The organism is Candidatus Minimicrobia sp. QA0096 (assembly GCF_963967315.1).
Classification (GTDB): Bacteria; Patescibacteriota; Saccharimonadia; order Saccharimonadales; family Saccharimonadaceae; genus Nanosynbacter.
This window is the reverse complement of record NZ_OZ017288.1, coordinates 381,568-394,004: the sequence shown is the minus strand read 5'-3', so window position 1 is coordinate 394,004 and position 12,437 is coordinate 381,568. Positions and strand designations below refer to the sequence as shown.

16 protein-coding genes are annotated in these 12,437 nt (G+C 42.7%); 8 read left to right on the top strand and 8 right to left on the bottom strand.

Features of this window, described 5'->3' with window-relative positions; translation table 11 throughout:
• The first annotated feature begins 8 nt into the window (after positions 1-8).
• The 4 genes from ruvC to AACH20_RS02115 all read left to right on the top strand — a co-directional run bounded on the left by ruvC (position 9) and on the right by AACH20_RS02115 (position 3,082).
• Positions 9-482, top strand: a complete 474-nt coding sequence (ruvC, locus tag AACH20_RS02130; protein ID WP_338503702.1) for a crossover junction endodeoxyribonuclease RuvC — start codon at positions 9-11, stop codon at positions 480-482.
• Between the two features lie 7 nt (positions 483-489).
• Positions 490-1,065 carry a Holliday junction branch migration protein RuvA gene (gene ruvA / locus AACH20_RS02125; protein WP_338503700.1) on the top strand — a complete coding sequence of 192 codons (576 nt, stop codon included), beginning with the start codon at positions 490-492 and terminating at the stop codon, positions 1,063-1,065.
• A gap of 69 nt (positions 1,066-1,134) precedes the next feature.
• On the top strand, positions 1,135-2,133 hold the full coding sequence (gene ruvB / locus AACH20_RS02120; protein WP_338503698.1) for a Holliday junction branch migration DNA helicase RuvB: 999 nt from the start codon (positions 1,135-1,137) through the stop codon (positions 2,131-2,133).
• Between the two features lie 112 nt (positions 2,134-2,245).
• Positions 2,246-3,082: a PH domain-containing protein gene (locus AACH20_RS02115; protein WP_338503696.1), complete on the top strand. Its 837-nt coding sequence runs from the start codon at positions 2,246-2,248 to the stop codon at positions 3,080-3,082.
• Positions 3,083-3,086: 4 nt separating this feature from the next.
• Here the strand turns inward: AACH20_RS02115 and AACH20_RS02110 are convergent, their stop codons facing one another.
• Positions 3,087-3,479 (bottom strand): type II secretion system protein, encoded by a 393-nt coding sequence (locus tag AACH20_RS02110; protein WP_338503694.1) that lies wholly within the window; start codon positions 3,477-3,479, stop codon positions 3,087-3,089.
• Between the two features lie 67 nt (positions 3,480-3,546).
• Here AACH20_RS02110 and recA point away from each other — a divergent pair, with 67 nt between their 5' ends.
• Together recA and AACH20_RS02100 are read left to right on the top strand one after the other, a co-directional pair.
• Positions 3,547-4,602 (top strand): recombinase RecA, encoded by a 1,056-nt coding sequence (gene recA, locus AACH20_RS02105; RefSeq protein WP_129631572.1) that lies wholly within the window; start codon positions 3,547-3,549, stop codon positions 4,600-4,602.
• Positions 4,603-4,613: 11 nt separating this feature from the next.
• Positions 4,614-5,267, top strand: coding sequence for a regulatory protein RecX (locus tag AACH20_RS02100; protein WP_338503690.1), 654 nt, complete (start codon positions 4,614-4,616; stop codon positions 5,265-5,267).
• On the opposite strand, the gene AACH20_RS02095 is transcribed toward AACH20_RS02100, so the two are convergent.
• Genes AACH20_RS02095 through AACH20_RS02065 form a run of 7 tightly spaced genes read right to left on the bottom strand, consistent with a single transcriptional unit; the run spans position 5,264 to position 11,434 of the window.
• Positions 5,264-5,851: a hypothetical protein gene (locus AACH20_RS02095; protein WP_338503688.1), complete on the bottom strand. Its 588-nt coding sequence runs from the start codon at positions 5,849-5,851 to the stop codon at positions 5,264-5,266. The genes AACH20_RS02100 and AACH20_RS02095 overlap by 4 nt on opposite strands.
• Positions 5,852-5,875: 24 nt before the next feature.
• Positions 5,876-6,160, bottom strand: a complete 285-nt coding sequence (locus AACH20_RS02090) for a hypothetical protein (protein ID WP_338503686.1) — start codon at positions 6,158-6,160, stop codon at positions 5,876-5,878.
• On the bottom strand, positions 6,157-6,750 hold the full coding sequence (locus tag AACH20_RS02085; RefSeq protein ID WP_338503684.1) for a hypothetical protein: 594 nt from the start codon (positions 6,748-6,750) through the stop codon (positions 6,157-6,159). The genes AACH20_RS02090 and AACH20_RS02085 overlap by 4 nt, the downstream gene beginning before the upstream one ends.
• The gene (locus tag AACH20_RS02080; RefSeq protein WP_243819407.1) at positions 6,747-7,322 is read right to left on the bottom strand and encodes a PilN domain-containing protein; all 576 of its coding nucleotides are present in this window, start codon (positions 7,320-7,322) and stop codon (positions 6,747-6,749) included. The genes AACH20_RS02085 and AACH20_RS02080 overlap by 4 nt, the downstream gene beginning before the upstream one ends.
• Entirely contained in the window at positions 7,315-8,367 is a 1,053-nt protein-coding gene (pilM, locus tag AACH20_RS02075) for a type IV pilus assembly protein PilM (RefSeq protein ID WP_338503681.1), read from the bottom strand. Before pilM ends, AACH20_RS02080 begins: the two co-directional genes overlap by 8 nt.
• 57 nt (positions 8,368-8,424) lie before the next feature.
• Positions 8,425-9,651 (bottom strand): type II secretion system F family protein, encoded by a 1,227-nt coding sequence (locus AACH20_RS02070; protein WP_338503679.1) that lies wholly within the window; start codon positions 9,649-9,651, stop codon positions 8,425-8,427.
• A 4-nt stretch (positions 9,652-9,655) separates the two neighbouring features.
• Entirely contained in the window at positions 9,656-11,434 is a 1,779-nt protein-coding gene (locus AACH20_RS02065) for a GspE/PulE family protein (protein ID WP_338503677.1), read from the bottom strand.
• Between the two features lie 60 nt (positions 11,435-11,494).
• Here AACH20_RS02065 and tsaE point away from each other — a divergent pair, with 60 nt between their 5' ends.
• Positions 11,495-11,953 (top strand): tRNA (adenosine(37)-N6)-threonylcarbamoyltransferase complex ATPase subunit type 1 TsaE, encoded by a 459-nt coding sequence (tsaE, locus tag AACH20_RS02060; protein WP_338503675.1) that lies wholly within the window; start codon positions 11,495-11,497, stop codon positions 11,951-11,953.
• The gene (locus AACH20_RS02055) at positions 11,950-12,324 is read left to right on the top strand and encodes a tRNA threonylcarbamoyladenosine biosynthesis protein TsaB (protein ID WP_338503673.1); all 375 of its coding nucleotides are present in this window, start codon (positions 11,950-11,952) and stop codon (positions 12,322-12,324) included. The genes tsaE and AACH20_RS02055 overlap by 4 nt, the downstream gene beginning before the upstream one ends.
• Positions 12,325-12,437 lie beyond the last annotated feature (113 nt).

The following is a 12,437-nucleotide window of genomic DNA, read 5'->3' as shown; positions in this document are numbered from 1 at the left end:
ATAAAGATATGAGAATTATCGGGATTGACCCGGGAACGGGGATTTTAGGGTTTGGTGTGATTGATTTTTCTCGTGGCAAGTTTAAGATGGTCACGGCGGGAGTTGTGACGACGCCGGCACATACGCCAATTGACGAGCGACTGGAGGAGATTTTTGATAGCCTGACAGAGATTATTGCCGAAACAAATCCTGATGTTATGTCGATTGAAAAGCTATTTTTTGCGCGCAATGTTACGACGGCGATTTCTGTGGCGGAGGCGCGTGGTGTGGCGATGTTGACTGGGCGAAAAGCCGGAATGCCGATTGCTGAATATACACCGTTGCAAATAAAGCAAACTTTGACCGGCTATGGAAAGGCTGATAAAAAGCAAGTTCAGGAAATGGTGCGCCTTAATTTGGGTTTGAAAGATGTTCCGAAGCCGGATGATTGCGCGGATGCTTTGGCTGCAGCAATTACACACGCGGCGATGAATCGGGTATAATTGAAATATGATTGCACATGTTTTTGGAAAAGTTGCCGAGAAGTTTAATGGGTCGTTGGTTATTGACGTGCATGGAGTTGGATATGAAGTCAGTGTGGCGGCTAACGATTTTGATGCAGTAACATTAGACCAAGAAGTAAAATTTTACACTTATCATCACGTGCGCGAACAAACTGAGGAGTTGTTCGGGTTTTCTAGCCTGGCGGCGAAAAAGTTATTTGAAATGCTAATCACGGTTCAGGGGGTTGGCCCGAAGGCTGCGCTGGCTATCTTGAGCTTGGGTGATGCCGAGCAAGTGCGTAACGCTATTGCTAATGCTGACAGCGGTTTTGTGCAAAAAGCTTCGGGCGTTGGCAAAAAAACCGCCGAGCGAGTAGTGGTTGATCTGAGTGATAAAGTTGGCTTACCGACTCATTACGGCCGAACGGAAGCTCCGCTACAGACTGAATTAAACACTTCCGACGAAGCTTTGGAGGCGTTGATGGCTTTGGGCTATACATTAGCGGATGCCACTAAGGCACTCGAAAACGTCGATGCTAATTTGCCGACAGCTCAGCGAGTAACTGAGGCGCTGAAGAAATAGATCTTTGTGTTCCAATATTTAATTATTGACCCTAAATTAAGTATTGCTTGTAAATGTTATAATTAGTGTATGGCAATTGAAAGAATAGTTGATACAAGTTCGCATGATGATGATTCTGAAGAGCAGCGAATTGAGGTGAGTCTGCGTCCGCAGAGTTTTGCTGAGTATGTTGGTCAGGAAAGATTAAAACGTAATTTGCGCTTGGCGATTGATGCGGCTAAAAAGCGCGGCGAGCCGTTAGATCATGTATTATTATATGGTCCGCCGGGGCTTGGTAAAACAACTATGGCAACGGTGATTGCTAATGAAATGGGTACGAATCTGCGGATTACTAGCGGTCCGGCTATTGAAAAAGCGGGCGATTTGGCGTCGATTTTAACTAATTTGTCTGATGGTGATATTTTGTTTATTGATGAGATTCATCGGTTGGGTCGGTCGGTTGAGGAAATTTTATATTCCGCAATGGAAGATTTTAAGCTGGATATCGTGATTGGAAAAGGTCCGGCAGCGCGTTCAATTCGATTAGATTTGCCGCGATTTACGGTGATTGGTGCGACGACACGAACCGGAAGTTTGGCGGCACCTTTGCGTGATAGGTTTGGGCATATTTATCGTTTGGAATTTTACACGCCAGAGGACATTGCGAAAATCGTGACGCGTAGTGCGAAGATTTTGGAGTCGTCAATTCGAGATGAGGCGGCAGTTTTGTTATCTACAAGGGCTCGCTTGACGCCACGTATTGCCAATAGACTTCTTAAGCGCGTGCGTGATTATGCTGACGTTAATGGCGACGGAATAATTGATGTAAAAACTACAACCAACGCTTTGGAGATGCTGGAAGTGGATGAGTTGGGCTTGGATCCGGCTGACCGTAATTTATTACAGTCGATTCTGGAGAATTATGGCGATAATCCTGTTGGATTAACGACAATTGCGGCGTTGACTGGCGACGAAGCGACAACAATTGAGGATTTTTATGAACCATATTTGCTACAAATTGGTTTTATTGAGCGTACGCCGCGTGGTCGTCGAGTGACGATTAAGGCAAAGCGACATTTGGGAAAATAGTTATCGTATTCCTTGGTTTTTTGTGGTTTAATAAAACCAGACAAACTTAACTAGGAGCCGCCATGGGCAAAAAACAAGACTATCTTAAGTTCTGTCGTGTTATAATATAGGCATGAATCCACAAACATCCTCGTCAGAAGATTTAACGCAGCCTGTTGCGTATGATGCTGATGGTCGACCACTGTACCACCATCCACCACAGACTGGTCGTCCAGCTCCGGTTGTGGCGCAGACGAATTCTTATGTGACGGCAAGACCAGAAATTATTGATGGGGAGAATTTTGATCCGCGATTACGTAGTCAGTATGCTAATGAACCGCAAGTTGTCCATGTTGCCAGGGATATTGACCCGAAGCCGTTTACTATTAGCGATGATTTGAAGCAAAAACATGAAAAATCAGTTCAGCAATACCCAAACCTCAATTTGAGTGAAGGCGAATATATTATTTTGGATATTAAGCGTCATCCGATTGGTATGCTAATCCCGACGGGAATCTCGGTTTTCTTAGTGGTGATGATCATGGTGTTTGTGATGTTTTATCCGTCAATTGCTCGAGATTCGATTATTTCGCCAATGCCGTCACTAACCGATATGTTTGGCGTGGCGATGCTGCTTATTGGGCTGGTGGCGCTTGGTGGTGCGGTGTCCTTGTGGATATATTTGCAGAATCATTTTTACATGACCAACGAAAGTGTGATTCAGGAAATCCAAGGTAGCTTATTTTATCGACACGAGCAAACGGTGAGCTTAGGCAGTATTGAAGATGCAAGCTTCCGCCAATCAGGCATTATTCAGACTCTTTTCAATTATGGCACGATTCGCCTCAGCACTGAGGGTGAAGAAACGACATACATATTCCATTTTGTGGCAAATCCACGCAAGCAAATTGCGATAATCAATAATGCCATTGAAGACTTTAAGAATGGCCGTCCTGTTTGTGATGATTAGCTAATTATTTGTGGCGACTTTCTTTTATATAGTCATCTTCATCGACAAGCGTCGCGACAAGTTTGTATGACTTACATTTTCCGTCATTACAATTTGAAGATTCATAGCGGTAACTGCTGTCTTTTTCGCCAATTTTCTTACCTTGTGGATCTTTTAACAATGCGGGATCCATAGTTGGAAGCGTACCTTCTTCTAGCTTCTCTGGGTAATAGCCATTTTTAACGTAAAAACCTTCTTCCAGGCTATAATGCATAGCGTTAATCGCGGTGCGTTTTTTGGCGTTGTTTGATTCGTTGGTCAATTTTGTATATTGTGAGAAACCTAAGATTGCGATAACAATCAAGAAAGTCGCTACAACCAAAAGTTCAATAATAGTGAAACCGTTTCGCTTATTCATGAATGTAATTATAGCAAATCTTGCGACAAATCGGTATAATAAAAGAAGTAACTAAGGAGGGAATGCTATGGCAAAATCAGACAGTAAAACAGTAAATCCAGAAAAGTCAAGTCAGGCATCGGATAAAAAAGTTGATGAAGGCAAGCTTAAGGCGCTTGGTCTAGCAATGGATCAAATCACCAAGCAATTTGGCGACGGATCAATTATGAAATTGGGCGAGGCTCATAAAGTCGATGTTGAAGTAATTCCTTCTGGTGCTTTGAGTTTGGATTTGGCGCTCGGTGGCGGATATCCAAAAGGTCGTATCATAGAAATCTATGGTCCAGAAAGCTCGGGTAAGACAACATTGACGCTTCACGCTATTGCAGAAATTCAGAAGCAGGGTGGAACGGCAGCGTTTATTGATGCTGAGCACGCCCTTGATCCAGCATACGCTAAGCGTCTGGGTGTAGATACGGAAAATTTGTTGGTTTCTCAGCCAGATAACGGCGAGCAAGCATTGGAAATTACAGAAACGTTGGTTCGTTCTAATGCGGTGGATTTGGTGATAGTTGACTCGGTGGCTGCCTTGACGCCACAGGCTGAAATTGATGGCGATATGGGCGATTCTCATATGGGTCTTCAGGCTCGATTGATGAGTCAGGCTCTACGTAAATTGACGGGAATCATCAATAAATCAAAAGCCACGGTTATCTTTATCAATCAGATTCGTATGAAAATTGGCGTGATGTTTGGCAATCCTGAAACGACAACTGGCGGTAATGCCTTGAAATTTTACGCGTCGCAGCGAATTGATATTCGTCGAATTGGTCAGATCAAAGTTGGCGATGATATTATTGGTAATCGCACAAAAATTAAGGTTGTGAAAAATAAGATTGCACCGCCGTTCCGTGTGGCTGAATTTGACATTATGTACAACGAGGGAATTAGTAAAACTGGCGATATTCTGGACTTGGCGGCAACGCACGGTATAGTTGAAAAATCTGGTGCGTTTTATAAATATAACGGCGAAACGATTGGTCAGGGGCGTGACAAGACGAAGAATTATTTGAAGGAAAATCCTGAGGTTTTGGCGGAAATTGATCAGAAAGTGCGTGATAAAGTGAAGGAAGCTGAAAGTTAATTCATATATAGATGAAAATCACCGATATTTCTCTTCAGGCTCGTGATAAAAATCGCGTCAATGTAAGCGTTGACGGAAAATATCGTTTTAGCTTGGACGTATTTCAGGTCGGCGAACTAGGCATTAAGATTGGTCGCGAATATACGGAAGAGGAAATTTCGAAACTAGAAGACGATAGCCAGTTTGGCAAGTTGTATGCTAGGTCTATAGAATACTGCTTAATGCGTCCGCGAGCCATCAAAGAAGTGCGTGATTATCTGCGTCGGAAAACACTAGCTACTCGTCGACGTTCGGCGAAAACTGGAAAAATTATTGAACGTCCTGGAGTGAAGCCGGAGATTACTGAGCGCGTCTTAGATCGTCTTATTGAGAAAAAATATTTGGACGATGAAAAATTTGCTCGATTTTGGTTTGAGCAGCGGTTCATGAAAAAAGGCGCCAGTATTCGCCGTTTGAAATTGGAACTGGCGCAAAAGGGAATTGATAATACAACGATTGAGTCGTTAGTTAAAGAGAACATTCGCTCTGATGACGAGGAATTGCGGAAGATTATTGCTAAAAAACGTTATCGATATAGCGACCAACAGAAGTTTATGCAATATTTGGCTAGGCAGGGGTTTTCTTACGACGACATTAAGAAGGCTCTTGAAAACCCAAATGATTAATCAACTTTTGTAGATTCTGGTTGTGGACGAGGCTGCTTGCGGAATGGGTTTTCGTATGAATTTATCTGCGGAATAGGTGTTTTTTCGGCTATATGCGAGATAGTTGCTGATTTTACAACGATTTTATCATCGGTCACTTTTACAATCTGAGAACGATGAATAAGTAGCTCTGTGTCGCCAAAACTTTTCAAGAATGGTCGCCGAATTCGGAGCTGTTGTATAATAAAATTCCCAGCCGCCAACGTATATCCGATAACTTTTCCGATTTTCTTATTCTTTTCATCAATAACCAACTTGTCTTTTAATGCAAAATTGATTTCATAAATTTCTTTTATAGCAATAACATCATCAATGCCTATGATCTCATCGGTTGAATCAATAATCATACCGAGCGGCCCAATTTCTCTGACATCGTCAACGCGAAGTAAACTAGGATGTTGGTCCAAAAGTCGCCCCTCAAGCTCATATGCGATTATAGACAGATTCTTCGGATTGATAATTTCTCGCGATGTTCGCGCCAGTTCGGAGCCCGTCTGAAGACTCATGACGGGAATATCAAGGAAGCGATCTGCGGATATAAGCATAACTATATTATAAACGGTTACGTTCTATTCGGCAAACGGATTGGAGCGACCAGCCGGCAGACTAAATGAGTCGTTTGTTGAAGTTGATGGTCGGAAGTCTTTAATAATTTTCATGGTTTTTTTGTCAAAACTTATTGATGCGGTTTGTGGTTCTTCGGTAGGAACTGCTAAAAGTCCACTCAAAAGAAATATCGCGATTGCTACGCCTCCGATTACGACAACGCTATATATTATCACATGAAATCGCCACAGGAATTTGGACAGTGATTTTACGATTGGTTCAAGCTGTTCTGATATTGATGGACTCATCGTGTATAAACCTTTACTTCAAGTGATTGGATTGATATTTCATGATTATTTGCACCTCTGGAAATTGACACGCCTAAAAGCTGCATTCGAGTGACATTTTTTTCAATAAGACTAAGGAAATGTAGGAATTTCGTATAATCTATGTGATCTCCCAATTGAATTGATACGAAAGTACTTTTCACCCCAGCAGGGCTGGCGGGTGTCCGCTTGCTAGATTTCGCTGTCTTAGCAGAAGTTGTTGGTTCGTTTTGGAAAGAGAAAGCTTTAATCGGAATACCGGCGCGGTCAGCGTAGGTATTTAAATCCTTAATAATCTGATTCTGGTATTGATAAAGTTTCGATTCTGAGACGATATTCTTTGCTTTTTTAACTGTGTCGGAATTGCGGTCGAGCTGAGATTTTGACGCTAGCAAACTTTGTATTTTTGCATCAACTGCAATTGCTTCTGTTTGCATTTTTCCAACTTCTTCTGATGTTTTACTTAAGAATGAATAGGCGAAAATAACTAGTCCCACCATTGCTGATAATATTATGAGCAATAGTAACGACAGGACAATTCGCGCAATACTGGCATTTAGAACTTTTTTCATTGTTTTAAGACCTCTGGCTTTGGTGTAACGCTAATTGTTATAGTGATTGGATAATCCGCAGGCTTGTCTGACGATTGGCTTCCATCGCTATAAACAACAGTCTCCAAGTGAACGTCACTAAATATTTCTGACTTTTCTAAGCTGGTTTTTATTCGAATAGCGTCATCCTTATTTTTTCCAAGAGCTGTTAATGACAATGGTTTATCTAACGCTGAAGTGTCTAGCGTCAGAGAGTCCAAAACCATACCTGATGGGATGTACTGTGCAATTTTTGGGATAATTGTAGAGTAATGAGCCTCGTTGCTAATTATCGCCTTAGCCGAGTCGAGGTCTTTCTTAAACTCGCTAACTTCTTTTTGTGTCGATTGGTATTGAGCAAGCTTAGCGTTTCCTTCGTCGATGTTGGCTTGAGCTGAGGTGCGGCTATTTTCTAAGAATAGATAAAATCCGCCAATAGTTAAGAATAGTAAACCTGCAAATATCAATGATATGATACAGTACCGCCTTAAGATGACATTTACTCGCCCGGCGCTGATTTGCTTTTTTTCTTGAGGAGGGAGGAGGTTAATCATAAATATCCTCCTGCTTGATTAAGGCTAGTCCCGCGACTGGTGATAGCTGGGAGCGAAGCTGTTTTGCCGGCTGCTCTAGTCCATCGAAATTCAGCATTTGCCACGGACTTGCCACGCGTGCTGGCATTAATAACTCGTTTGTGAAAAAATCACCAATTCCTGGTAAATTACCGCCGCCGCCGACTATGAGAATTTGCTCGATTTTTTTCTCATCAGGGAAGCGGTCTGTGTAATATCGCATAACGCGCTTAACTTCATTGGTCATTTTTTCCAAACTTGGGTGCAAGGCTCCTGCGATTCTGGCTTGCCTTGGGCCGGGATTTAATCCGTTTAATACCTTAAATTGATGAGCTGTTTCAATTGGTACGTTCATTTTTTTAGCTAAATTTAAGGTGAGTGAATAGCCGCCAACATTTAAGCCGCCCGTCACACGTATATCGGAATCTAGAATTGCAATATCTGTAGTTGATGTGCCTATATCGACAATAATAGTAGGAAGTATTCCTTCTTCTGTGCGCTTCAGAAGTCTAGCGATTGCGCTGATGTTCGGCTCAATTATTGCAACTTCCAGACCACATTGTTTTGTGGCGTCTAACATGCTGTCGATCATTTTCTTCGGTGCAGCACACATTAGCACACTAAGCTCATCTTTCGTACGATTGATGATTCGATAGTCCAAATAAAGAGAATCTAACGGAGCTGGAATGTATTGTTCGGCTTCCAAATTTACCGCACTGCGAATATTGCTTTCTTCTTTCACAGGTAAGCTGAATGTCCGCGAAAATGTTCGGTTGGTCGGTATGCCTAGCGCCACGCGGTTGCTATTAATTTGTCCTACGACGTTTTTCTTCAATAACGTTTTGATATTCTGCGCTAAATATTCAGTGTTGTCTGTAGAATTTCCGTCGCTTTTTTGAGAATCAAGGTTAATCGATCCATATCCATGAACCAGCATCCGATTTCTATCAATCGACATTACTTTTATGCTTGTTCGGCTGATATCTAGGCCGATAATTGGTTTTTTTCTATAAAATATGCTCGACACGTTATTATTTTCCCACCTATATATCGGTATTATAACATAAGCTTTTTTGAAAAACCATTATTCCTTAACTTGACCTGCCATACTTGTAATTGGGCCCATAACACTAACCGCCACTAGGGCAATAACAACACCCATAGCAACGATCATTACTGGCTCAATGATAGAACTAACGCCGTCAATCGCAGTGTCAACTTCTTCCTCATAAAAGTCGGCAACTTTAATCAGAACTTTGTCTGTTTGTCCGGTTTCTTCACCAACGGACAACATCTGTGCTACGATTGGCGGATATAAATCATCTCGTTCGGCAATAATTTTTGACAAGACTTCACCGTTTTGGACTCGCTTGGTGGCTTCTTTTAGGGACTTTTCGTAAGCGACATTTCCGACGGCACGCGAAGTTACGTCCAGCGCTTCAAGCACAGCCACGCCCGCACCGATAAGGGCGGAGAAGGTTCGAGTAAAGCGAGCGATTGCCACCTTCTTAACAATTGGACCGACAGCTGGAACTTTGATGATGATATTGTGAAATTTGACGCGACCTTTTGGGGTTTTAATGTAGCGAATCAATAGCCAAATGCTTCCGACAAATATTGGAATGATTATATACCAAAACGACACTACGAAATCGCTAATTCCGAGCATAATCTCAGTAAGAAGTGGCAATTTGGCGTCAGGTCCGCCCATGTCTTTAATGGTTTTACCGATAACTGGAATAATGAAAATCATCAGGATAAAGAAGGCAATAATCGTAATAATTAAAAGTACGATCGGATATGTCATGGCGCCTTTAATTTTTTTCTTCATGGATGAGTTTTTTTCTTGTTGTAAAGCTAGACGTTTTAAGATATCGTCCAAAATACCTCCAGTTTCACCCGCAGCAACCATATTCACGTAAATATCATTGAAGGTTTCTGGGTGTTTGCTCAGGGCATCCGCGAAAGACATACCACCTTCAATGTCTTTAATAACAGCGTTGATCGTGTCTCGGAAATTGGCGCTTTCGGCGTGTTTTGCCATAGAGTTAAGGGAGCGAAGAATAGGAACGCCGGCTGAAACCATGGCGCTTAATTGACGAGTAAACATCACCAATTCTTCAGTCTTGGCACCTTTCTTTTTCTTGCCGAAAGAAAAACTAAGCTCTTTTTTTGCGCCTTTTTCTTCAATTTTTATTAATTGTCCGCGTGACCTCAAATTGTTAATGGCAGATAGTTTGTCGGCCGCTTCAATCGTTGAAGAGACGGTCTCTTTCTTTTTATTGACAAGCAAATATTCAAAAATTGGCATAATGTTACTCCCTTGTTGCCCTCAAAACTTCGTCCACGGTGGTGATCCCGCGCAGTGATTTAATAAGTCCGTCCATCTGCATTGTCACCATGCCTTCGGAAATCGCTTGATCTTGAATATCGTTGCTGGTGGCGTTGGCGGTAATCATTTTTTGGATAGGGATGGAGATACCAAGAACCTCGTAAATGCCAACGCGACCCTTGAATCCATTATGTCCACACTTATCGCAGCCTTCTGGGTTCGGCCTCCATAATCGTTCAATTCCTGAATCGGTTGACCCCATAGGCGTGTCGCCGCCAATTTTATCCTCAAAAGCCTGTTCTTCGAGATTGTGAATTTTTTTAATCGACTCGGTGTTTATCTTAAACATCTCGGTGATATACTTTATTTCTTCTTCGTTTGGAGTGTATTCTTGGCGACAATTCATACACAGGCGCCTAACTAGGCGCTGTCCAATCACCGCCTTCACGGTTGAAGCGATCAAGAATGGCTCAATTCCCATATCCAGCAGACGCGGCAAACATGTTGCGGCGTTATTTGTGTGTAGAGTGGAGAATACCAGGTGTCCAGTTAGCGCCGCTTGAACACCAAGGTTTGCGGTTTCGCCGTCGCGAATTTCTCCGACCATGATGATATTTGGGTCTTGGCGAAGTAGCGCCCTTAGCCCTGAAGCGAAAGTCATCCCAGCTTTGGCGTTGGTCTGGGTTTGATTGACCCCTGGGATTTTATATTCTACTGGGTCTTCAATTGTGGAAATATTGACATCTGGAGTATTAAGCTCCGACAAGACGCTAAACAAACTGGTCGATTTTCCCGATCCAGTCGGTCCAGTCACCAGAATCATTCCGTTCGGCTGAGCCATTGCGTCTTTTACGGTTGCGAGCGACAGACCCCAATAGCCAAGCTGATCCAGTTTAACAGCCTGGTTCGATTCGTCCAAAATACGCATAACTACTTTTTCGCCGTCAGCGATTGGCAATGTCGAAACACGAAGCGCGTATTGTTTTCCTGAAACTTTTATCTTAAATCGGCCGTCCTGTGGTACGCGGCGTTCGTCAATTTTCAGATTGGAGAGAATTTTAATGCGGCTCACTAAAGCGCCGTGAACGTTTCGTGGCAATTTGTTAACTTCCTTCAAAACACCGTCAATTCGATAACGAACCTGAACGTAATCTTCGCGTGGCTCAATGTGAATGTCAGAAGCGTTGGATTTTATGGCATATTCCAGTAGTAAATTAACAGTTTGGGCAATTGGTGAATTTTCCGCAAAATCGTCTTGACTAACATTTTGGTCTTCGGCAGACGCGTCTTTTTGCACCGCAATAACTTCGTCAAGCTCGGCGTTAATATTGCCGCGATAATTTTCCAAACAGTCTAAAATGTTGCTTTTTGTCGCTAGGAAAACCTTAGTGTTGTAGCCAATTTCTTTTTGGATGAAGTTCAGCGCCTGTACGTCATCTGGGTCTTCCATCGCAAGCGACAGGCTGTCGTCCTCGTTTTTCTCAAAAAGCACAACATTATACTGGCGTGCGATATGTTCGGGAATTCGTTTCAATATATCTTCGGGAATATCCTTTGGCTCAATTCGCACGAAAGGTACACCGATATAATCGCCGATCAACTTTGTCAAATCTTCCTCAGAAATGACTTTTTGTTCAATAGCGGTTTCTTGCAATGTTTGCTTTGACCGTTCAGCTATCAATTTCAAATCAGCAAGCTGCGGCTCATCAACAACCCCACCTTGTTCCAGAATGCTCTCAATTGTCTGGTCTGAAACACGCATAACTCTTATGGTTATTGTACTATCATCGCCAAAAAAAAGCTAGCATAGTATAATAAAAGAGTGAATATTTCTGGTGAAGAGAAAATGCGAGAATTGGGCGCGGCAATTGGCCGGGCTGTTTCTGGTGGGGAGGTTCTGGAATTGGTCGGTGATATTGGCGCGGGGAAAACCACGTTGACGAAGGGAATTGCGCAAGCTTTAGAGATCAACGAGCCGGTTCAGAGTCCAACATTCACAATTTCGCGCGTGTACGATTCGCCTCGCGGTCTGAGTTTGGCGCATTACGATTTTTATAGATTGGGAAATGCTGGAATTATGAGCGAAGAGATTCGTGAAGTGGCGGATTCTAATTCGGTTGTTGTAGTTGAATGGGCTGGTGCTGTCGATGATGCATTGCCGAGCGATCGGTTGGTGATAAAAATTACTGCGATCAGCGAAGAAGGGCGACTTGTGGAATTTTATCCTGGCGGCAAAAAATCTGATGAACTTTTGGGAAAAATAAAGGAGAATATGGCGTGATAATTTTATTGGACACTTCAACATCAACATGTTTTTTGACAATAGTCAATGGAGAAAATCGTCAGGATTTTGAATGGGAAGCTGAGCGAACGTTGGCGCGGAATTTGTTGAAATTTTTGGAAGAAAAGACTGGCGATTTGCATCTGATAAGCGGCATTGGCGTGATGAAAGGACCAGGAAGTTTTACGGGACTGAGAATTGGTTTGACGGTTGTGAATACCTTGGCGGACAGCTTGAATATCCCTATTGTTAGTGCGATGGGTGACAATTGGCGTGATTTGGCTTTGGGTAAATTGCATTCTGGCGAGAATGAAAAAATTGTTATGCCAGAGTACGGTGCTGCTGCGAATATCACTGCGCCGCGAAAATAATTTTTATCGCCCAAACCGTCAAAACCGTGTATAATTAAATTACGGCGGTTTGTGATTTTTGATTCGCCGAATTAGATAGTTTGAAGTTGATTGGCTGTTGATATTTTTCCTTG

Bases quoted from the DNA above. Each gene is read 5' to 3' on its own strand.
- ruvC (WP_338503702.1), top strand. From the start codon at position 9: ATGAGAATTATCGGGATTGACCCGGGAACGGGGATTTTAGGGTTTGGT.
- ruvA (WP_338503700.1), top strand. From the start codon at position 490: ATGATTGCACATGTTTTTGGAAAAGTTGCCGAGAAGTTTAATGGGTCG.
- ruvB (WP_338503698.1), top strand. From the start codon at position 1,135: ATGGCAATTGAAAGAATAGTTGATACAAGTTCGCATGATGATGATTCT.
- AACH20_RS02115 (WP_338503696.1), top strand. From the start codon at position 2,246: ATGAATCCACAAACATCCTCGTCAGAAGATTTAACGCAGCCTGTTGCG.
- AACH20_RS02110 (WP_338503694.1), bottom strand. From the start codon at position 3,479: ATGAATAAGCGAAACGGTTTCACTATTATTGAACTTTTGGTTGTAGCG.
- recA (WP_129631572.1), top strand. From the start codon at position 3,547: ATGGCAAAATCAGACAGTAAAACAGTAAATCCAGAAAAGTCAAGTCAG.
- AACH20_RS02100 (WP_338503690.1), top strand. From the start codon at position 4,614: ATGAAAATCACCGATATTTCTCTTCAGGCTCGTGATAAAAATCGCGTC.
- AACH20_RS02095 (WP_338503688.1), bottom strand. From the start codon at position 5,851: ATGCTTATATCCGCAGATCGCTTCCTTGATATTCCCGTCATGAGTCTT.
- AACH20_RS02090 (WP_338503686.1), bottom strand. From the start codon at position 6,160: ATGAGTCCATCAATATCAGAACAGCTTGAACCAATCGTAAAATCACTG.
- AACH20_RS02085 (WP_338503684.1), bottom strand. From the start codon at position 6,750: ATGAAAAAAGTTCTAAATGCCAGTATTGCGCGAATTGTCCTGTCGTTA.
- AACH20_RS02080 (WP_243819407.1), bottom strand. From the start codon at position 7,322: ATGATTAACCTCCTCCCTCCTCAAGAAAAAAAGCAAATCAGCGCCGGG.
- AACH20_RS02070 (WP_338503679.1), bottom strand. From the start codon at position 9,651: ATGCCAATTTTTGAATATTTGCTTGTCAATAAAAAGAAAGAGACCGTC.
- AACH20_RS02065 (WP_338503677.1), bottom strand. From the start codon at position 11,434: ATGCGTGTTTCAGACCAGACAATTGAGAGCATTCTGGAACAAGGTGGG.